Below are 18,434 nucleotides of genomic sequence, written 5' to 3'. Positions count from 1 at the left end.
ACCGTCCGGGTATGAGTCGAGTGTCGGTGATCACGGGCGGCGCGGGTGGCATGGGTCAGGCGACGGCCAAGGTGGTGGGCCTGGACCACACCGTCGTCCTCTGCGACGTCCGAAAGGACCGGCTCGACGGTGCGGCGGCGACGTTGGCCGATCTCGGCATCACGGCCCCCGTCGTGCACTGCGACGTCACCGACCGGCTGGCGGTCGGCCGCCTGTTCGAGACGGCGTGCGGCCTGGGCACCATCGCGTCCGTGATCCACACCGCGGGGGTGAGCCCCAGCATGGGCGACGCCGAGTACGTCATGCGCACCAACGCGATCGGCACGGCCAATGTCGACGAGGTGTTCTTCGAGGTGGCCGCCGAGGGCGCCGCGATCGTGAACGTGGCCTCGATGGCTGCGCACATGCTGCCCGACGAGATGATCCCGAAAAACCAGTTCCCCCAAGCGCTGAGCGAGCCGGAGGCATTCATGACGGGCATGCTCACCGCCTGCGACATCGTTCCGCCAGAAGCGCGATCGGGTATCGCGTACGCGCTGAGCAAGAGCTTCGTCAGGTGGTACAGCACGTCGCAGGCCGAACGGTTCAACGGCAAGGGCCTGCGCATCGTCTCTGTGTCGCCGGGATCCATCGACACCGAGATGGGCCGGTTGGAGGAGCAGGCCGGCGCCGGCGCGATGGTCGCCGACGCCGCGGTTCCGCGGTGGGGGAGGCCGGAGGAGATGGCCGAACTGCTCGCGTTCTGCGCCAGTTCCAAGGCCGGGTACCTCACCGGCACCGACATCCTCAACGACGGCGGAGTGATCGCGTCGATGACCGAGCGGGCCAGGTTAGCCGCCGAAACCGCCTGAGCCGCAACGGTCACAGCGATGCGGGCAGCGGACCGGCAAGTTTGGCCGGCCGGCACCACAGCATGGCCATCGCGCACAACACCGCCGCGACCGCGAACGCGGCCGACACGCTGAACGCGTCGGCGGTGCCACCCAGCAGCGCCGCGGCGATCGGTCGTGAACCGAGGAAGCCGACCAGCCACAGCGCCATGATGCGGCCGCGCAACTGTTCAGGCGCGCGCTCCTGCACGACGGTGGACAGGCCGGTCATCGCCCAGCCGAACCCCAGGCCGGCAAGCACGAATCCCGCGACCGCCACCGCAGGCGTCGACGCCATGGCGAGCACCGTGCAGCCGGCCGCGAGCCCGGCCATGCCGATCGTCGACACCTTGTGCGACGCGAGCCGGCCGCGCATCAACGCGAGCACCGCCATACCGACCGCTGCGCCGACACCGAAGACCGCGGACAGGGTTCCGACCAGGCGGGCGCCGCCGCCGAGTTCGTCAGCCATCGACGGGGTCAACGTGATTGACGAATCGGAGGCCAGCCCCACGGTCGTCACTGCGACCAGCGCCAGGAACAGCGGACGGTCCCGCCATACGTATCGCAGTGCCACTCGTACGCGAAAGTCAGTGCCCGCGAGCCGCGCCGGCGGGGCCGGGAAGCGAACGGCGACTATCACGATCGCAAACACCAGATGCAGGGCGGCGCTGACTGCGAACGCCGCTCCCGAACCCAGGTGCGCAGCGATGTACGCGCCCGCCGCGGGCCCGACGACGCGCCCGACGGTCATCGGAAAGCTGTTGAGCGCCCTGGCCGTCGACAGTTCACCATCGCGGATGAGGTTCGGCACGATCGACTGCATCGCCGGCCCGCCGACCACGAAGCCGAAGCCGACCAGCAGGGTGCCGAGCAGCACGGGAATGGCCGCAGACATGCCGGATTGCGCCGGTTCGGCGAACAGCCAGGCCGCCGTCAGACCGGAACCGGCGACACACAACACCCGGCCGAGCAGGATCTGGCGGGCGGGGTCGCCGGTGTCGGCCCACTTGCCGCTGGTGGGGCTGAGGATCAACTGCGGCGCGAACTGCACGACGCCGACCATGCCGACCATCAGCGCCGACCCGGTCGCGTCGTACATCACGATCGCCGCGACGATGCCGTGCGTCCACACCGCCACGACGGAGAAGATCTTGCCCCAGAACAGCGCGCCGAACACCGGGTCGACGATCAACCCGAAAGCGCCGCGCGCCGGCGACCGCACGGTGGCTTCGGCGGTCATCGGACCGCCGGGCGTTCGAATCGTTCGGTCAACCGGTCGAGGAGGTCGACCAGGGTGTCGACGCTGGCTTCGGGCCAGTCGGCGATCATCTCCGCGACCAGTTCGCGTCGCCGATCAGCCACCGTGTCCAGCGCCTGGCGACCGGCCTCGGTCAGCACGAGTGTGCATCGCCGTTGGTCATCGGCGGCGGACGTCTTGGTGACGAGTCCTGCGCTCACGACCGCGGCGACCGAGCGACTTGCCGTCGAGTGCTCGACGGCCATGAAGTCGGCGACCTCGCGGATCGAGGCGCCGCCGGAAAGCTGTTGGCACTGCTCGACCGCTCGGAGTACCCGCAGGGTGGACGCGCTGGTCACCGGCCCGGCGCCGGCGAGAAGGCGGTCACGCCAACTCGGTCGCTGCCGCGCTATCGCGATGCGGGTCAGCAGTTCGTCGAGTTGGTCGTATCGTGACGGCGCCACGAAGTATGCATAGCACATACATGTATCAGGGGCGAAATCGTGCACTCGGGCATGATGCTCGGGTGGCTTACCGCTCGCCGTCCCTGGCCGACATCGTCACCACACTGGAGGTGGACCGGCGCGGCGACCGGCATTTCGTCGCGACGCAACTCGACAATCCGGCACACCACATCGTGGGCGGCCATATCGCCGGGCAGGCGCTGATGGCGGCGAGCAGGACCGCGCCGGGCCGGATACCGCACAGCGCGCATGTCTATTACGTGCGCGCCGGTGATGCCCGCTACCCCGTCGACCTCCACGTCGATGTGGCCCGAGACGGCGGCACGCTGTCGACCCGGCAGGTTACGGCCCGGCAGAACGATCAGATCCTTCTCGAGGCGCTGGTGTCGCTGAGCGCACCCGTCGAGTCGCTCGACTATCAGCAGCCCATCCCCGAAGTACCCGAACCGGATTCGCTTCCGCCAGTCCAGGAGCAACTGGCCGGGTTCGCCGACGAACTGGACGGCTACTGGGTGCGGCCGCAGCCGTTCGACCTGCGTTACGTCGACCCGCCGCCACGGCTCGCGGTCGAATCCGAGAACCCGTCGCCGAGGCTGCGAATGTGGTGGCGGCCGAGCGAATCGGTCCCGGCGGACGAGGTGCTGCACAGCTGCTTGCTGGCCTACCTGTCCGGAACCACGATGGTCGAAACGGCGCTCGCCATGCGAAGCGCCACCCCGATCGGCACCTTCAACGCGCTCATCGACCATGCGCTGTGGTTCCACCGGCCTGCCGACCTGTCGGATTGGATTCTGTCCGACCAGTTTTCGCCCAGTGGCATCGCCGGGCGGGGCTTGACGACGTCGACGATGTACAACCGGGCCGGGCAGTTGGTCTGCCTCGCGACGCAGGAACTTTACTTCGGCAGGGCGACCGCCTGAGCGTCGAGCACGTTCAGCCGGTCAGAACTCACAGGATCGTTTCCGGTACTGTTCTCCGCGGCGGACCATACGGAACTCAAGTTCCGCCACGGCCGGGCAGTTCGCTTTCTGCTTGATTGCACGTTGCGTAAGCGGCGAAGTTGCCCGCGCACGTCTGGACGTGGTTGACCTGGACGGGAGGCATGCACGCGGTGGTCGGGGTGTTGAAGCGGTTCTGGATACCGCTACTGCTTGTGGTTGTCGTGGCCGTCGGTGCGTATGTGATCGTTCGTGTTCGCGAGTCCGCGGCGCCTCAACCCCCGAAAACCGCTGAGGGCTCCGGCATTACCGATCCCTTCAACCCGAAATACATCAAGTATGAGGTGACCGGGTCGGGGGGAACCGCGAACCTGAATTATCTCGACGAGAGGGGTCAACCGCATCTCGTCGAAAGCGCTCCGCTGCCATGGTCGTTCACGATTGTGACGACATTGCCTTCGATGTCGGCCAACATCATGGCTCAGGGCGATCGCGGTGTCAGTGACCTCGGGTGTCGGGTGACCGTCGATGGCGAGATACGCGACGAGCGGGCGAGCGACGACACAATCAAACCGTTCGTCTACTGCTTGGTGAAATCGGTATGAGCAACCCGCCCGTGAAATCTCGTCGCCCATTCCTCAGCCGGATGGTTCGGATCTTCTCGTTGCCGATCATCCTGTTCTGGGTGCTCCTCGTGGTGGTGCTCGGCACTGCGGTGCCATCTCTGGGCGAAGTCGCGGCAACACGGTCGGTACCGCTGAGCCCCACCGACGCGCCGTCATATCAGGCAATGCTCAATATCGGCAAGGTGTTTCAGCAGTACGATTCGGACTCCACGGCGATGGTGGTGCTGGAGGGCGAGGACAAGCTCGGCGATGCCGCGCACAAGTTCTACGACGAGATCGTCGCCAAGCTGATCGCCGACCACGAGCACGTGCAGAGCGTTCAGGATTTCTGGAGTGATCCGCTGACCGCGGCAGGCTCGCAGAGTGTGGACGGCAAGTCCGCCTATGTGCAGATCTTCCTCAACGGCTCCCAAGGCACCAGCGCCAGCCACGAGTCGGTGGCCGCCGTTCGTGACATCGTCGCTTCGGTTACCCCGCCGCCCGGTATCAAAGCCCACGTCGCGGGCAACACGGTGCTCAATGCCGACACCAGTGTGGCCGGGCATCAAAGCATGCAGATCATGGAGATAGTGTCCGTCGCCATCATTGTGGCGATGCTCCTGCTCATCTACCGCTCCATCGTGACGATGCTCATCTCCATGGTCGTCATCGGTTTGGGACTATTTGCTGCACAGGGCGTTACGGCCGCCGCCGGCAACTTGGACATCATTGGTCTGACCCCGTACGCGGTGAGCATGGTGACGATGCTGTCGCTGGCCGCAGTCACCGACTACTTGATCTTTCTCCTTGGCCGATATCAAGAGGAGAGATCGAAGGGCCTCGATCAGGAAGACGCGTTCTACGTTGCCTATCACGGCGTCTCACACGTCATCTTGGGTTCTGGGTTGACGATTGCCGGCGCCTGTATGTGCCTCAGCTTCACCACCCTGCCCTACTTCCAGACCATGGCTTTGCCGTGCGCGATCGCAATTCTGGTGATCATCGCCGCGGCACTGACATTGGCGCCTGCGGTACTCACCGTGGCGTCCCGGTTCGGACTCCTCGACGCCAAGCGCGAACTGTCCACGCGCCGTTGGCGCAAAGTCGGTACCGCCACAGTTCGGTGGCCTGTCCCGATCATCTTTGTCACCAGCCTGATCGCCATCATCGGTTTCGTGAGCCTGCTGACCTATGTGCCGCAATACAACGACCAGCGGTTCACCCCCGCCGACATGCCTGCCAACGTTGCCATGTCCGTCGCGGACCGCCATTTCTCCCAGGCCCGCATGAACCCCGAACTGTTGATGCTCGAGGCAGACCATGATCTGCGCACCCCGGCGGACATGCTGGTGATCGAACAGGTCGCCAGGAAGGTCTTTGACATGCGGGGGATCGAACGGGTACAGACCATCACCCGCCCGCTGGGCTCGCCGATCGAGCACAGTTCCATCCCGTTCCTGCTCGGCGCGCAGAACGCCGGCACGCTGCAGGCCGCGAAGTTCAACAATGACAACTCGGCTCAGATGCTCGAGCAGGCCGACGAGCTGAGTGAGACCGTGGCCAACATGGAACGCATGTACGCCATCACCAAGGAGATGACCGAAACCACGCACAGCATGGTCGGCAGGACGCATGAGATGGCCGACACCACCGATGAGTTGCGCGACAGCATCGCCGATTTCGATGATTTCTTCCGCCCGTTGCGCAACTACTTCTACTGGGAGCCACACTGTTTTGACATCCCGGTGTGCCATGCCCTGCGGTCGATCTTCGACTCCCTGGACGGCATCGACACACTCGCCGGCCAGATACAAGGCGTCACCGTGGATATGGACCGGTTGGATCAGCTGCTGCCGCAGATGTTGCCGGTCCTGGAGAACACCATCACGTCGATGAAGACGATGCGCGACTTCATGCTCGCGACACACAGCACGATGGCGGGTACCCAGGCCCAACAACAAGAACTGGCCCGAGGAGCGACCGAAATCGGCCTGTACTTCGATCAGGCCGGCATCGATGATTTCTTCTACCTGCCGCCGGATGTATTCCAAAACCCGGATTTCGAGCGTGGGCTCGAGATGTTCGTATCGCCGGACGGCAAGGCGGTCCGGATGATCATCACCCATGAGGGCGACCCGGCTTCGGTGGAGGGCATCGAGCATGTCCGGGACCTCAAAGCGGTTGTCGCAGACGCCCTCAAGGGCACTCCGCTGGCGAACGCGAAGGTCTCGCTGGCCGGCACCGCATCGCTGTACGCCGATATGCAGAAGGGCGTCGGAACCGACCTGACGATCGCGCTCATCGCGTCGATGATCCTGATCTTCTCGATCATGCTGTTGATCACGCGCAGCGTGGTGGCCGCCCTCGTGATCGTCGGTACCGTAGCCGCATCCTTGGGTACCGCGTGTGGTTTGTCAGTCCTGCTCTGGCAAGACATCTTGGGACTGGGTGTGCAGTGGATCGTGATCCCGTTGTCGATGGTGATCCTGCTGGCAGTGGGTTCGGACTACAACCTCCTGCTGGTCTCGCGCCTCAAAGAAGAGATACATGCCGGACTCAACACGGGGATCATCCGAGGTGTCGGGGCCACCGGACGCGTCGTCACCGCGGCCGGCTTGGTGTTCGCATTCACCATGATGGCGATGATCGTCAGCGACCTGCGCGTGGTCGGCCAACTCGGCATGACGATCGGGATCGGCCTGATCATCGACACATTGATCGTGCGGGCGTTCATGACGCCATCGATCGCTGCGGCGCTGGGCCGGTGGTTCTGGTGGCCGCTGAACACGTTCAAGATCGTCCAACGGCCTGGCCGGGCGGCTTCGTCGCAGTTGGCGCACCAATCCGGCGAACCTGCGTCGTAGCGACCTTAGGCTCGTGGGCGATGACAGAGTCGGAGTCGAGGCTGCGCCAGCGCACCGAGGGGCGGCTGGACCGATCGAGGGATCCCGCGATCCTCGACGCGGCGCTGGCCGCGCTCAAGGAACACGGCTACGACGCCGCCAACATGAACGACATTGCCGCCTGCGCCGGCGTGGGCAAGGCGGCGATCTACCGCCGGTGGTCGTCGAAGGCCGCGTTGATGACCGATGCGCTCGTGTATTGGCGCCCCGACCTGCTCACCGACGACAGCCCCGACACCGGCAGTCTGGAAGGTGATCTGGACGCGCTGATCGAACGCGCGGAGCGCAATGAGGACGCGATGGTCTCTTTCGATCTGATCTTGCGCGTCGCGCTCGAGGCGGTGCACGATCGCGAACTGGCCTCTGCGCTCGATGATCTGATGCTGTTGAGGGGACGGCGCAAGATCTCAGCGATCCTGCAACGGGCAGCCGACCGCGGGGAGATCTCCGCAAGCCGCGACTGGTCGCTGGTGGCTGACGTGACCACCGCGATGAGCCTCATGCGGGTCGTCAACGGTCAGCGCGTCGACTCGACGTTCATACGTCAGGTGATCGAGACCCTTGTCATGCCTGCGGTGCGCTACCTGGATTGAGGGCGACCGCCGAGGCCTAAGCGTCCACAAGGCCAAGGGTTCCCAGCGTGAAGACGCGGACCTGGCCGGCGACCTGGGCATGGCATTGGGACAGTAGGGGTTCGGACAACTCCTCGTGCAGTATCACCTCGATCGGCCCGGCCTGACCGTCGAGCAGAACACGAATCAGGTGCTCGCCGCGTTCGACGTGCAGGGGGTGCAGCGCGTCGATACGGTCATCGCCGTAGCGCTCGCGGGCGAAGTATTGGGCGGCCTGCACGGCATGCGGAAGCGAGGTGCGCCCGCGCAGGAACCGGTTGTCCAGCCGCCCTTCGAGGTACAGGCGCACCAGGCCGGCCGAATCGGTCGAGTCGACCCGCCCGTAGCACAGCCCCTCGGGCAGGACGAGCATGGTGGCGGCGAACCGGTCACCGCCGAGATGCGAACACTCCCAGGTGAATTCGGGGTACTCGGCCGCAATCGCACCGCACGCGCTGCGGCCCCGGACCGCGCAGCACTGGTCGTGTTTGCCATGCGAGCAGATCGCGATCAGCGGATCGGTGGACAACTGCCCATCGCTGCCGTCCAGCGCAAGCTCGAGGAATCCGTCGGGGCCCTCGACCTCTCCGTGGTGCAGCGCCTCGCTGCCGACGCCGGAGTGCGCGATGTACCAGCGCCAGCGGGGAATGTCGGGGCGGCGGCCATGGCGACGGATGGCCGCGATGCGCATGCCCGCCTTCTCGACCCGGCGGACGATGGCGCGGCCGAGTTGGGGATCGATGCAGGTCGGCGACTGCAGGAACGCTGACGGCCCCCAGGCCCCGCTCAACTCGAGCAGCACCCACGACGACCCCGCCGACGCCGTGCCGTACATCGGGTCGTCGCGGGCCAGCGACTGGTCGCTGCACGGGATTCGCTTCGCGGCCGTCATCCGGCGTCGGCCGGGGAGTTCACCGGAACGACGACTCCCTCCCGCAGCAGCCGCCGGATCAGCACGGTCGCGTCGGCGCGGTCGAGACCCGGCAGGCTCGTCGCGTCGACGACGCCTCCGAGGTGCAGGGTCCGGACCGCATCGCCGCATATCTGGGGGAAGGTCATGGTCCGGTCGGGCAGGCGCAGGACGATGCGGTCGCCCGATCGGTCGACGGTCGCGCAGAGCCCGTGCCGCCATTGCACCACCGCGTCAGTGGCGCGCTCGGCCGCCGCGAACGCCGCCAACGGGCGGACGGATACGGGACGGGTCCTGTCGGCGTGACGCCGCGAAAGTCGCGCGGCGGCCCCTGCGCTGAGCGTCGCCGCCTCGTCCCGCAACGCCCCGACCATGTGCGCCATCACCTTGCTCACCGTCGCCATCGTCTCATCGGCGTCCGCGGCGCCCATCGGCAGTGATTCCCGGAACGACGCGCTGCTCGCCAACTGGTCGACGACGGCGCCGGCCACATCGACACCGGTCACCGGCGCCACCCCGATGGTGAGATGGATCGAGGTCATCTCCAGGGCCTGCGCCGAATGCACCCAGCCCCGCGGTAGATAGAGCGCGTCACCTTCGGACAACACAGTGTCGATGACCGGTGCGTCGGCGACCCGCTCCTCGATCTCCGCGCGGTGCTGTGTCCACGGCTGCGATGACAGCGGGTGCTCGAAAACCGGCTCGTGCACGATCCAGCGCTTACTGCCCGATGCCTGCAGGACGAACACGTCGTGCACGTCGTAGTGCGGGTCGAAGCCGCGATTGACCGGCGGGGTGACGTAGGCGTTGGCCTGCGCGGGATGACCGAGCTCGTCGACTGCCTGGCGGACGAAATCGATGAGCGGCGGCCACAACCGATGCAGGCCTTGCAGCACAATCGTTGCGCCGGAGACGAATTGGCTCAGCAGCTTCGCGGAGTCGATCTGATCGGGTATCTCGGCGCCGAAGCCCGCCGGCCCGAGGTAGCAGTCCTTGGGCAGGACGTCACCCTCTCTTGCCAACCGGATGAACGGCGCGCGCACCCCACGCTCGGCGATCAACTCGTCGACCGTGTCGGGCGACAGCAGATCGCTGAAGTCGCGGGGCAACGCGTCGGCCCGGCTGAGCAACGGTTTGCGGCCCCAGTACTCGTCGGCGAACCGACGAGCATCGGTCGCAACGCAGCGCTGAAGCATCGGGCTCAGAATTCAGCAGGCGTCAGGCGGTTCCGTCGGCGCCGCCGTCGTGGCCTTCGGGGTTCGAGCCGCCGTCAGCGGGGCCTTCGCCGCCGGCCGTGCCGTCGGCGCCGCCGTCGTGACCCTCGGGGTTCGAGCCGCCGTCAGCGGGGCCTTCGCCGCCGGCCGTGCCGTCGGCGCCGCCGTCGTGGCCTTCCGGGTTCGAGCCGCCGTCAGCGGGCCCTTCGCCGCCTCCGCCTGAGGTGGTGATGTCGTCGTCGTCGAGTGCCATGTCGATCCCTTCCGTTCGGCTGATACGGCAGCGTGCTGACGGAGTTGCCCCGGACCGCGACGACGAAACACCGCGTCATTATGGTCGAGCGGTGACGATCTCCTACGACGCGGCGCTGCACGAGCGGATCAGGGCGAACCTGTCGGGACACCGGCGTCGCGCCGTGACCGATCCGACCAAGAGGCACGCGGCGGTCGCGGTGGTGCTCGTCGATTCCGAGGTCGGCGAGGATCGGGTGGATCCGGCGAACGTCGACGACTGGATCGACGGGCGCCCGATGCCGGAAGCCGGTCTCGACGGACGCATGGTCGACGTCTCGGGCGGAGCGGCTTTCCTGTTGTGTCGCAGGGCATCCCGGTTGACGTCGCACGCCGCGCAGTGGGCGCTGCCCGGTGGCCGGCTCGACCCGGGTGAAACCGTGATCGACGCGGCGCTGCGCGAGCTGGACGAGGAGGTCGGGGTCAGGCTGCCGGAGTCGACGGTGCTGGGCCTGCTCGACGACTACCCGACGCGATCCGGATACGTCATCACCCCGGTGGTGATCTGGGGTGGTGGACGGCTCGATCCGCAGCCGGCGCCCGAGGAGGTGGTCGCGGTGTACCGGGTCGGGTTACACCAGTTGCAGCGCGACGACTCGCCGCGGTTCATCGAGATCCCCGAGAGCCCGCGACCTGTGGTCCAGGTCCCGCTGGGCAACGACCTGATCCACGCGCCGACGGGCGCGGTGCTCCTGCAACTGCGGTGGTTGTGCCTGGAAGGCCGCCACGATCCGGTCGACGAACTCGAGCAACCGGTCTTCGCGTGGAAGTAGGACGGGCACAATGCACATGCACTCACATGGATTCGGCGGCCGCGGGTATCCCGTGACCAACCGCACGACAGAACGGGGTGGACCTTGAAGTTGGCGTTGAGTGACGAGGACGCTGCGTTCCGCGACGAACTGCGGCGCTTCTACGCCACCGAGATTCCCGAAGACATCCGTGACCGGGGCAAGACCGGGCATCCGAGCTTCCCGGACGACATGGTGACCAGCCAGCGGATCCTCAACGCCAACGGCCTGGCCGTGCCGAACTGGCCGGTCGAGTGGGGTGGTAAGAAGTGGTCTCCGCTGCAGCGGCAGATCTGGCTCGATGAGATGCAACTGGCCGGTGTGCCCGAACCGCTGGCCTTCAACACCAAGATGGTCGGCCCGGTGATCGCCCAGTTCGGCTCGCAAGCGATGAAGGAGCGCTTCCTGCCGGCGACAGCCAACATCGACATCTGGTGGTGTCAGGGCTTTTCCGAACCCGAGGCGGGCTCGGACCTCGCGTCGATACGCACCACCGCGGTGCGCGACGGCGACACCTACGTCGTCAACGGCCAGAAGACGTGGACGACTCTCGGGCAGTACGCCGACTGGATCTTCCTGCTCGCGCGCACCGATCCGAACGCACCCAAGCGGCAGGCCGGTATCTCGTTCCTCCTGGCCGAGATGTCCACACCCGGCATAACGCTTCGCCCGATCGAGCTGATCGACGGCAGCTACGAGGTCAACGAGATCTTCTTCGAAGACGTCCGGATTCCGGCCGACCAACTCGTCGGCGAGGAGAACCAGGGCTGGACCTACGCCAAGTTCCTGCTCGGCAACGAACGCACCGGCATCGCCCGCATCGGGCTGACGAAACTGTGGATGTCCCAGGTCAAAGAGCATGCCGCGCAGCTGCAGGTCAACGGCGCTCCGCTGCTGCACGACCCGCTGTTCGCCGCGCGCGTCGCCGAAATCGAAACCGGGCTGCTGGCGCTGGAGCTCACGCAGATGCGGGTCAGCGGATCGGAGGCCGACGGCAAACCCAACCCGGCCTCGTCGATCCTCAAGCTGCGCGGCAGCCAGCTGCAGCAGGCCGCCACCGAGCTGCTCGTCGAGGTGGCCGGACCGGATGCCCTGCCGTTCGACGCCGGCGCTGACGTCGATACGCCGGCATGGGCGCAGGACGCCGCCCCCCGCTACCTGAACTATCGCAAGACGTCGATCTACGGCGGTACCAACGAGATTCAGCGCAGCATCATCGCTTCGACCATCCTGGGATTGTGAGCCGACCGTGGACTTCGACCTGACCGAGGAACAACAACTGCTCCGCGACGTCACCCGCGACGTGCTCTCGCGCGGCGACGACATCGCCGGTCTCACCAAAGCCGAGCCCGGCTGGCGTCGCGAGGTGTGGGCGCAGCTGGCCGAGGTGGGCATCCTCGGCCTCGGTTTCGACCCCACCGAAGCGGGCCAGATCGAGGCGATGGTGGTGCTGACCGAGATCGGCAGGCAGCTCGCACCCGAACCGGTCGCGCAGGCCGCGCTCGTCCCGGGCGGCCTGATCGCCGAATTGGGCAGCGACCAACAGAAGGAACTCCTCGAGAGTGTCGCGGCGGGTGAGACGCTGCTGGCCTTCGCCCACGCCGAGCCGGGTGCGCGCGTCCCGTCCGCCGAACCCGCTGCTCGCGCACAGCGAAACGGCGACACGTGGACGGTCAGTGGTCGGAAAAACCCTGTGCTGGCGGGCGATTCGGCGGACACCGTGGTCGTCACCGCGGCGCTGCCCGACAGCGGAACCGGCCTCTTCCTCGTCGAGGCGGCCGCGACGAACCGGCAGCCCTATCGCACCTTCGACGGCCGCCGCGGTGCTCAACTGGACTTCGACTCCGCACCCGCCGAACCGCTCGGCGACGGTGGCGACACGGCCGAACACGTCGCCCGCACCGTCATCCGCTATCAGTCGGCGCTGTGCTCGGAGGCGGTCGGCGTCATGGAGGAGGCTTTGCGGCTCACCACCGAGTACCTAACCAGCCGTAAGCAATTCGGTGTTCCGCTGAGCAAGTTCCAGACGTTGACGCAGCGCGCGGCGGACATGTACGTCTCGCTGGAGCTCGCGCGCAGCATGAACTTCTACGCCGCGATGTCGATCGCCGACGGGCGGTTCGATCCGGTGATCGCGGCGCGGACCAAACTGCAGATCGGCCGGTCCGGGCGGCACATCGCACAGGAGGCGATCCAGCTGCACGGCGGCATCGGCATGACCGCCGAGTACCCGGTCGGCCATTACGCCGCGCGGCTCACCGCGATCGACAACACGTTCGGCACGGCCGACGACCAGCTGCGCACGCTGGTCGGCCACGTCGGCGATTACGGCACTGTCTCGCTCTAGTCGAAATCGCATCCTCACTCGAACGCGAGGCGTAACCGGCTCTGGTACGGACGTACCACGACCTAGGGCGACGGTACCTAGACTGCGCTCATGGGTGAACGGACCGTGACCCACGACGGGCTGTTGCGGATCGAGGACTGCCTGGACTCCGACGGCCGGGTCGCGGTGCCTGCAGGCGTGAACCTGATCTCGCTCATCGACCGCAACATCGCCAACGTCGGCGACGCGCCGGCCTACCGCTACCTGGATTACACCGGCAACACCAACGGGCGGGCCACCGAACTCACCTGGACACAACTCGGCGTTCGCCTGCGAACGGTCGCCGCGCACCTGCAACGGGTCGCGCAGCGCGCAGACCGGGTGGCCATCCTGGCGCCGCAGGGCCTCGACTACGTCACCGGATTCTTCGCCGCGATCAAGGCGGGTGCCATCGCGGTTCCGTTGTTCGCACCCGAATTACAGGGCCACGCCCGACGACTCGGCACCGCGCTGCGCGACTCCGAGCCCTCGGTGGTGGTGACGACTGCGGCAGCGGCGGCGAACGTGCACGACTTCCTCGCCGACCTCGACGGCGTTTCCACCCCGCGGGTGGTGGTGCTCGACGAAATCACCGACTCCGGTGACGATTTCGAACCTGTGCCACTGCGTCTCGACGACATTTCGCATCTGCAGTACACCTCGGGTGCGACGCGGCCGCCGGTCGGCGTAGAGATCACCCACCGTGCGGTCGGCACGAACCTCATCCAGATGATCCTGTCCATCGACCTGCTCGACCGAAAAGTGCACGGCGTCAGCTGGCTACCCCTCTTCCACGACATGGGCTTGTCGATGATCGGGTTCCCCGCGGTGTACGGCGGGCATTCGACGCTGATGTCGCCCACCGCGTTCATCCGCCGCCCGCAGCGGTGGATCAAGGCGCTGTCGGACGGTGCGCGCGAGGGCCGGGTGGTCACGGCGGCGCCGAACTTCGCCTACGAGTACGCGGCGCAGCGGGGCCTGCCCGCGCCCGGCGACGACCTCGACCTGAGCAAGGCGGTGCTGATCGTCGGCTCCGAACCCGTCAGCATCGAGGCGATCGACACCTTCAACGCCGCGTTCACACCATACGGGTTGCCGCCCAACGCGTTTCGACCATCCTACGGTATCGCCGAGGCCACGCTGTTCGTCTCGACCATCTCACCCGACGCCCACGCCAAGGCGGTGTATTTCGACCGCAAGCAACTCGCCCACGGCCGCGCCGTGCCGATCGCCGCCGGTGCGCCCGACGCGGTGGCGCACGTGTCCTGCGGGCAGGTGGCCCGCACCCAGTGGGCCGTCATCACCGACCCCGACCCCGACACCGGCGCCGAACTGCCGGACGGCCGGATCGGCGAGATCTGGCTGCACGGCGCCAACATCGGCAGGGGCTACTGGGGCCGGCCCGACGAGACGAGCCGAGCCTTCGACGCCCGGCTCACGTCTCGGTTGTCCTCCGGCAGCCACGCCGAAGGAGTTGCACCGCAAGCGAACTGGTTGCGCACCGGTGATCTGGGCGTTCACCTGGAAGGCGAGCTGTACGTCACCGGCCGGCGTGCCGACCTGATCGTCATCGACGGCAGGCAGCATTACCCGCAGGATGTCGAGGCCACCGCCGAACGGGCCTCGGCGATGGCGCGACCGGGACACGTCACCGCGTTCACGGTGCCCGGACCCGATGGCGAGGCGGCCCCGGTCATCGTCGCCGAACGCGCGACCGGTACGGCACGACTCGATCCAGCGCCGGCGATCGAAGCGATCCGCGATGCCGTGTTGCAGCGACACGGCATCGCAACCGCTGACGTCCGGTTCGTCGCCGCCGGGGCCATTCCGCGCACGACGAGCGGCAAGCTCGCCCGCGGCGCCTGTCGCGCCGAATACATCGGTGGAAAGCTGCGCCGTTAACCGACGCCGAGTTTCTCGCGGACCGTGTCGGTCAGGAAGCGGACGGTCCCCACGGGCCGGAACGCCCGGGCCGCAGCCGTGAGCGCTGCTTGAGCGTCCGCGCTGAGCTCGATGTCGGCGGCGGCCACATTGAACTCGAGTTGTTCGACGCTGGACGCGCCCGGTATGGCGACGACGTTCGGCAGGCCGATCAGCCACGCCAGCGCCACCTGTGCAGGTTTGGCGCCGACGTCAGCGGCGACATCACGCAGCGTCTGCAGCAGCGGTTCAGCGCGGCGCAGGTTCTCCGTGCCGAACAGCGGGTTCATGGCACGGGCGCCGCCGCTTGGGCGGTGGTCCGGTCCGTACTTGCCGCCGAGCAGCCCCTGAGCCAGGGGGCTGTAGGCGATCACGATGCGGTTCTCCCGTTCCGCGAACGGCACCAGATGTTCGAGCGCCTGCGGATGGGCCAGTGAGAAGTGCACCTGATTGCTGATCACCGGCCGGCCCAGCGCCTCGTCGGCCTTGCGCCAGCGGTCCAACGAATAGTTGGACACGCCCGCCGCGCCGATCACGCCGCTGTCGAGCAGCTCGCGCATACCGGGCATGATCACCGAATCGGGCACCACAGGGTTCGACTGATGGATCTGATACAGCGGGATCTTCTGCAGCCCCAACCGCTGCGCGCTGGCGTGCGCGCGCTGTTTCACCACTGCCGGGAACGGGGCGACCGGGAACACCTTGCTGGCGACCGCCACGTCAGCGCGCGCGTCGCCGAGTGCTTCGCCCAGGATGCGCTCGCTCTTGCCGAACCCGTAAATTTCGGCGGTATCGAACAGAGTTACACCCAGGGCGAGCGACCGCTGCACGATTTCGCGGGCTGCGCCACCCGCATACGTGTCGCCGTAACCCCATTCGCGAGAGCCGAATTGCCAGTTCCCGAGGCCGATACGGCTGACCCGCCCCATTCCGTCGACGTCCAAGTACTTCACCCTGCCCACGGTACTGAACGCATCGGATGGGTTTTGCGGCTGAAAGGCCGGGGTATGCGACGCGGGCTGCAGAAGGTCGGCGTGTTTACACCAGTCTCGAAAGGCGTAGCGCATGCTCGAGTTCATCTGCCCCACCTGCGGGCATTTCAGCATTGAAGAAATGGCCTGCGAATCCTGTGGCGGCCGCGCCGGTGACAACGACTTGGCGATGGCGGGATGACGATGTCCCTTCACCCGTTCGACCTGGTCATGGCTTCGACGAGGATGTACTCGTCGTTGCCGGTGGTCGGCAAGCACCTCGAGCCATTCGCCGGCCTGACCGCGATGGCGATGTACGGGCACCACTACGCGCCCGCTGCGGTGCGGGGCATGGTGACCAGGCGCTTCGGTTCGGCAACGGAGGCCGCACCGGCAGACGTCGCCGACGAGTCGATCGCGTCACAAGGCGGCAGCCGGATTCCGCCCTACCTGCGCTTCCGCGCGCAGCGGCAGAAGTGCCTGTACCGCAGCTCGGTGCGCTACGGCGATCACCGCGCCCAGCTTCTCGACGTCTGGCGGCTGCCCGACCTGCCGCCCGACGCGCCGGTGCTGCTGTTCGTGCCCGGGGGTGCCTGGGTGCAGGGCTCCCGCGTCATGCAGGGCCACACGATGCTTCATCACCTGGTCAAGCAGGGTTGGGTGTGCCTGACGATGGATTACCGGGTGTCACCGGTGTACCGCTGGCCGCGTCACATTGCCGACGTCAACGCAGCGATCGCGTGGGCGCGCGCCAACGTCGGCAAGTACGGCGGAGATCGGAACTTCGTCGCGGTGGCGGGCTGCTCGGCGGGTGGGCACCTCGCCTCGCTCGCGGCCCTCACACCAGGCGACCCGGCGTTCCGCGGTGAGCTGACCGACGGCGCCGACACCTCCGTCGACGCGGTCGTCGGCATTTACGGCCGCTACGACTGGCAGGACCGCTCGACTCCGTCTCGCAAGAATTTCATGAACTTCTTGGAGCGAGTTGTCGTGGGGCGCAGGCAGTCTCGTAATCCGGACATCTTCACCGCTGCTTCTCCGCTGGCGCGCATTCACAAGGATGCGCCGCCGTTCTTCCTCGTCCACGGTGAGCACGACACCATCATCCCGGTCCGTGAGGCGCGGGAGTTCAGCGAGAGGTTACGCGCGATATCGCGTAATGCGGTGGAGTACAGCGAGATACCGCGCGCAGGTCACGCGTTCGACCTCGTCGACTCGTCGCATGCTCGGCGGCTCGCCGTCGAGGTGAGCGGTTTCCTCAGCGATGTTCGCGACCGGCAATTGCGGGGTGAGGCCGCGGCGGCGGTCTAGTTCTGGGCTGCGGTGTGGAGGCCGTCATCGGCGGGTATCCCCAACGCACCACGATGGAGGAGGCCACGATGGCGAAGGATCACGGTTCCAGCGTCAAGAACGACAAACAGTACGAGGGCCTGCGCAAGAAGGGCATGAGCAAATCGCGCGCGGCGGCGATCGCGAACACGCCCGACGCGTCGAAGAAGGGCGGCAAGAACTCCGGCAAGAAGTCCGGCGGGTCCAAGAAGAGCTGACGATGACTTTCGGTCGCTGAGCCGGTCATTACCTGCGAGTGCACACCCGCAGGAGGATTGAAGATGATGACGAACCCCGTCACGACTCAACCGGCCGCCCTACCTCCCGTCGTCGACGACGCGACCTGGCGGGCCGCGCTAGACGACCTGCGCAGGCGTGAGAAGGCAGCGACGCGCGAACTGGACGCCATCGCCGCCCAGCGGCGGCGGTTGCCCATGGTCCGGATGCCCGACTACACGTTGATCGGCGAGCACGGTCCGGTCAGGCTCGCCGACGTGTTCGAGGGGCGCTCCCAGCTGATCGTCTACAACCACATGTGGACCGACGGCGCGGAGTGGCAGTGCGGCGGCTGCACCGGTTTCACCTCCCAGTTCACCCGGCTGGAGTTTCTCGACAATTACGACGCTCGGTTCGTGATCGTCACCAACGGCCCGATCGAAGAGGCGTTGGCCTACCGCACCAAGGTCGGCAACAAGATGACCTGGTACTCGTCGTCGGAGAGTTCGTTCGGCGCCGACGTCGACGCCGCGCCCGGCGAAGGGTTCGCGGTCAACGTGTTCCTGCGGGACGGTGACGCCGTGTACCGGACGTGGCACACCAACGGCCGCGGCACCGAACAACTCAGCCATTCGTTCGCGCTCATCGACGTGCTGCCCTGGGGCCGCCAGGAGGAGTGGCAGGATTCGCCAGAGGGCTGGCCGCAGCGGCCGACGTACTCGGGCTGGCTTGACTCGCCCGACATCGCGCGCGTGTACGGGTCTGACGCCGAGTAGCTGGCCGTCGCTCGAAGCTAC

At 66.8% G+C, this 18,434-nt stretch carries 18 protein-coding genes; 12 read left to right on the top strand and 6 right to left on the bottom strand.

The genetic code is table 11. From position 1 onward, the window contains the following. Positions 1-11 precede the first annotated feature (11 nt). Positions 12-851 carry an SDR family oxidoreductase gene (locus G6N18_RS15525; RefSeq protein ID WP_083000047.1) on the top strand — a complete coding sequence of 280 codons (840 nt, stop codon included), beginning with the start codon at positions 12-14 and terminating at the stop codon, positions 849-851. A 10-nt stretch (positions 852-861) separates the two neighbouring features. Here the strand turns inward: G6N18_RS15525 and G6N18_RS15520 are convergent, their stop codons facing one another. Then, positions 862-2,112 carry an MFS transporter gene (locus tag G6N18_RS15520; RefSeq protein WP_083000046.1) on the bottom strand — a complete coding sequence of 417 codons (1,251 nt, stop codon included), beginning with the start codon at positions 2,110-2,112 and terminating at the stop codon, positions 862-864. Continuing rightward, on the bottom strand, positions 2,109-2,591 hold the full coding sequence (locus tag G6N18_RS15515; RefSeq protein WP_067214338.1) for a MarR family winged helix-turn-helix transcriptional regulator: 483 nt from the start codon (positions 2,589-2,591) through the stop codon (positions 2,109-2,111). The genes G6N18_RS15520 and G6N18_RS15515 overlap by 4 nt, the downstream gene beginning before the upstream one ends. A gap of 44 nt (positions 2,592-2,635) precedes the next feature. Here G6N18_RS15515 and G6N18_RS15510 point away from each other — a divergent pair, with 44 nt between their 5' ends. From G6N18_RS15510 to G6N18_RS15495, 4 genes are all read left to right on the top strand, one after another. Beyond that, positions 2,636-3,493: an acyl-CoA thioesterase gene (locus G6N18_RS15510; protein ID WP_234806085.1), complete on the top strand. Its 858-nt coding sequence runs from the start codon at positions 2,636-2,638 to the stop codon at positions 3,491-3,493. A 182-nt stretch (positions 3,494-3,675) separates the two neighbouring features. Beyond that, on the top strand, positions 3,676-4,116 hold the full coding sequence (locus G6N18_RS15505; RefSeq protein ID WP_067214336.1) for an MmpS family transport accessory protein: 441 nt from the start codon (positions 3,676-3,678) through the stop codon (positions 4,114-4,116). Further along, entirely contained in the window at positions 4,113-6,980 is a 2,868-nt protein-coding gene (locus tag G6N18_RS15500; protein WP_083000044.1) for an MMPL/RND family transporter, read from the top strand. Before G6N18_RS15505 ends, G6N18_RS15500 begins: the two co-directional genes overlap by 4 nt. 20 nt (positions 6,981-7,000) lie before the next feature. After that, positions 7,001-7,612 (top strand): TetR/AcrR family transcriptional regulator, encoded by a 612-nt coding sequence (locus G6N18_RS15495; protein WP_083000043.1) that lies wholly within the window; start codon positions 7,001-7,003, stop codon positions 7,610-7,612. Positions 7,613-7,628: 16 nt separating this feature from the next. Here the strand turns inward: G6N18_RS15495 and G6N18_RS15490 are convergent, their stop codons facing one another. Genes G6N18_RS15490 through G6N18_RS15480 form a run of 3 tightly spaced genes read right to left on the bottom strand, consistent with a single transcriptional unit; the run spans position 7,629 to position 10,007 of the window. Beyond that, positions 7,629-8,522 (bottom strand): ferredoxin family protein, encoded by an 894-nt coding sequence (locus G6N18_RS15490; RefSeq protein WP_067214333.1) that lies wholly within the window; start codon positions 8,520-8,522, stop codon positions 7,629-7,631. Beyond that, positions 8,519-9,736 carry a cupin domain-containing protein gene (locus G6N18_RS15485; protein ID WP_067214332.1) on the bottom strand — a complete coding sequence of 406 codons (1,218 nt, stop codon included), beginning with the start codon at positions 9,734-9,736 and terminating at the stop codon, positions 8,519-8,521. The genes G6N18_RS15490 and G6N18_RS15485 overlap by 4 nt, the downstream gene beginning before the upstream one ends. 22 nt (positions 9,737-9,758) lie before the next feature. Next, the gene (locus G6N18_RS15480) at positions 9,759-10,007 is read right to left on the bottom strand and encodes a BatC protein (protein WP_067214331.1); all 249 of its coding nucleotides are present in this window, start codon (positions 10,005-10,007) and stop codon (positions 9,759-9,761) included. Positions 10,008-10,098: 91 nt separating this feature from the next. On the opposite strand from G6N18_RS15480, the gene G6N18_RS15475 reads away from it, so the two are divergent. The 4 genes from G6N18_RS15475 (at position 10,099) to G6N18_RS15460 (ending at position 15,103) form a co-directional block, all read left to right on the top strand. Next, positions 10,099-10,818, top strand: a complete 720-nt coding sequence (locus tag G6N18_RS15475; protein ID WP_067214330.1) for an NUDIX hydrolase — start codon at positions 10,099-10,101, stop codon at positions 10,816-10,818. Positions 10,819-10,902: 84 nt separating this feature from the next. After that, positions 10,903-12,078, top strand: coding sequence for an acyl-CoA dehydrogenase family protein (locus G6N18_RS15470; RefSeq protein ID WP_083000041.1), 1,176 nt, complete (start codon positions 10,903-10,905; stop codon positions 12,076-12,078). Between the two features lie 7 nt (positions 12,079-12,085). Then, on the top strand, positions 12,086-13,183 hold the full coding sequence (locus tag G6N18_RS15465) for an acyl-CoA dehydrogenase family protein (protein WP_083000040.1): 1,098 nt from the start codon (positions 12,086-12,088) through the stop codon (positions 13,181-13,183). A 90-nt stretch (positions 13,184-13,273) separates the two neighbouring features. Next, positions 13,274-15,103, top strand: coding sequence for a fatty acyl-AMP ligase (locus G6N18_RS15460; RefSeq protein WP_083000039.1), 1,830 nt, complete (start codon positions 13,274-13,276; stop codon positions 15,101-15,103). On the opposite strand, the gene G6N18_RS15455 is transcribed toward G6N18_RS15460, so the two are convergent. Next, a complete protein-coding gene (locus G6N18_RS15455; protein WP_083000038.1) occupies positions 15,100-16,074 on the bottom strand; it encodes an aldo/keto reductase in 975 nt (324 codons plus the stop codon). The genes G6N18_RS15460 and G6N18_RS15455 overlap by 4 nt on opposite strands. 216 nt (positions 16,075-16,290) lie before the next feature. Here G6N18_RS15455 and G6N18_RS15450 point away from each other — a divergent pair, with 216 nt between their 5' ends. The 3 genes from G6N18_RS15450 to G6N18_RS15440 all read left to right on the top strand — a co-directional run bounded on the left by G6N18_RS15450 (position 16,291) and on the right by G6N18_RS15440 (position 18,413). After that, positions 16,291-17,403, top strand: coding sequence for an alpha/beta hydrolase (locus tag G6N18_RS15450; RefSeq protein ID WP_067214325.1), 1,113 nt, complete (start codon positions 16,291-16,293; stop codon positions 17,401-17,403). Positions 17,404-17,417: 14 nt separating this feature from the next. Beyond that, the gene (locus G6N18_RS15445) at positions 17,418-17,639 is read left to right on the top strand and encodes a DUF7218 family protein (RefSeq protein WP_067214324.1); all 222 of its coding nucleotides are present in this window, start codon (positions 17,418-17,420) and stop codon (positions 17,637-17,639) included. A gap of 66 nt (positions 17,640-17,705) precedes the next feature. Next, complete coding sequence (locus G6N18_RS15440) at positions 17,706-18,413, top strand: DUF899 domain-containing protein (protein ID WP_083000239.1); 708 nt, start codon at positions 17,706-17,708, stop codon at positions 18,411-18,413. Positions 18,414-18,434 lie beyond the last annotated feature (21 nt).

Source organism: Mycolicibacterium celeriflavum, from assembly GCF_010731795.1.
Taxonomy (GTDB): domain Bacteria; phylum Actinomycetota; class Actinomycetes; order Mycobacteriales; family Mycobacteriaceae; genus Mycobacterium; species Mycobacterium celeriflavum.
Note: the sequence above shows the minus strand (reverse complement) of the source record. Positions and strands in the feature narration are given on the sequence as shown.

Coding starts and splice junctions, on each gene's coding strand:
- G6N18_RS15485 (WP_067214332.1), bottom strand. CDS start 9,736: ATGCTTCAGCGCTGCGTTGCGACCGATGCTCGTCGGTTCGCCGACGAG.
- G6N18_RS15490 (WP_067214333.1), bottom strand. CDS start 8,522: ATGACGGCCGCGAAGCGAATCCCGTGCAGCGACCAGTCGCTGGCCCGC.
- G6N18_RS15520 (WP_083000046.1), bottom strand. CDS start 2,112: ATGACCGCCGAAGCCACCGTGCGGTCGCCGGCGCGCGGCGCTTTCGGG.
- G6N18_RS15500 (WP_083000044.1), top strand. CDS start 4,113: ATGAGCAACCCGCCCGTGAAATCTCGTCGCCCATTCCTCAGCCGGATG.
- G6N18_RS15440 (WP_083000239.1), top strand. CDS start 17,706: ATGACGAACCCCGTCACGACTCAACCGGCCGCCCTACCTCCCGTCGTC.
- G6N18_RS15480 (WP_067214331.1), bottom strand. CDS start 10,007: ATGGCACTCGACGACGACGACATCACCACCTCAGGCGGAGGCGGCGAA.
- G6N18_RS15495 (WP_083000043.1), top strand. CDS start 7,001: ATGACAGAGTCGGAGTCGAGGCTGCGCCAGCGCACCGAGGGGCGGCTG.
- G6N18_RS15460 (WP_083000039.1), top strand. CDS start 13,274: ATGGGTGAACGGACCGTGACCCACGACGGGCTGTTGCGGATCGAGGAC.
- G6N18_RS15525 (WP_083000047.1), top strand. CDS start 12: ATGAGTCGAGTGTCGGTGATCACGGGCGGCGCGGGTGGCATGGGTCAG.
- G6N18_RS15515 (WP_067214338.1), bottom strand. CDS start 2,591: ATGTGCTATGCATACTTCGTGGCGCCGTCACGATACGACCAACTCGAC.
- G6N18_RS15505 (WP_067214336.1), top strand. CDS start 3,676: ATGCACGCGGTGGTCGGGGTGTTGAAGCGGTTCTGGATACCGCTACTG.
- G6N18_RS15450 (WP_067214325.1), top strand. CDS start 16,291: ATGACGATGTCCCTTCACCCGTTCGACCTGGTCATGGCTTCGACGAGG.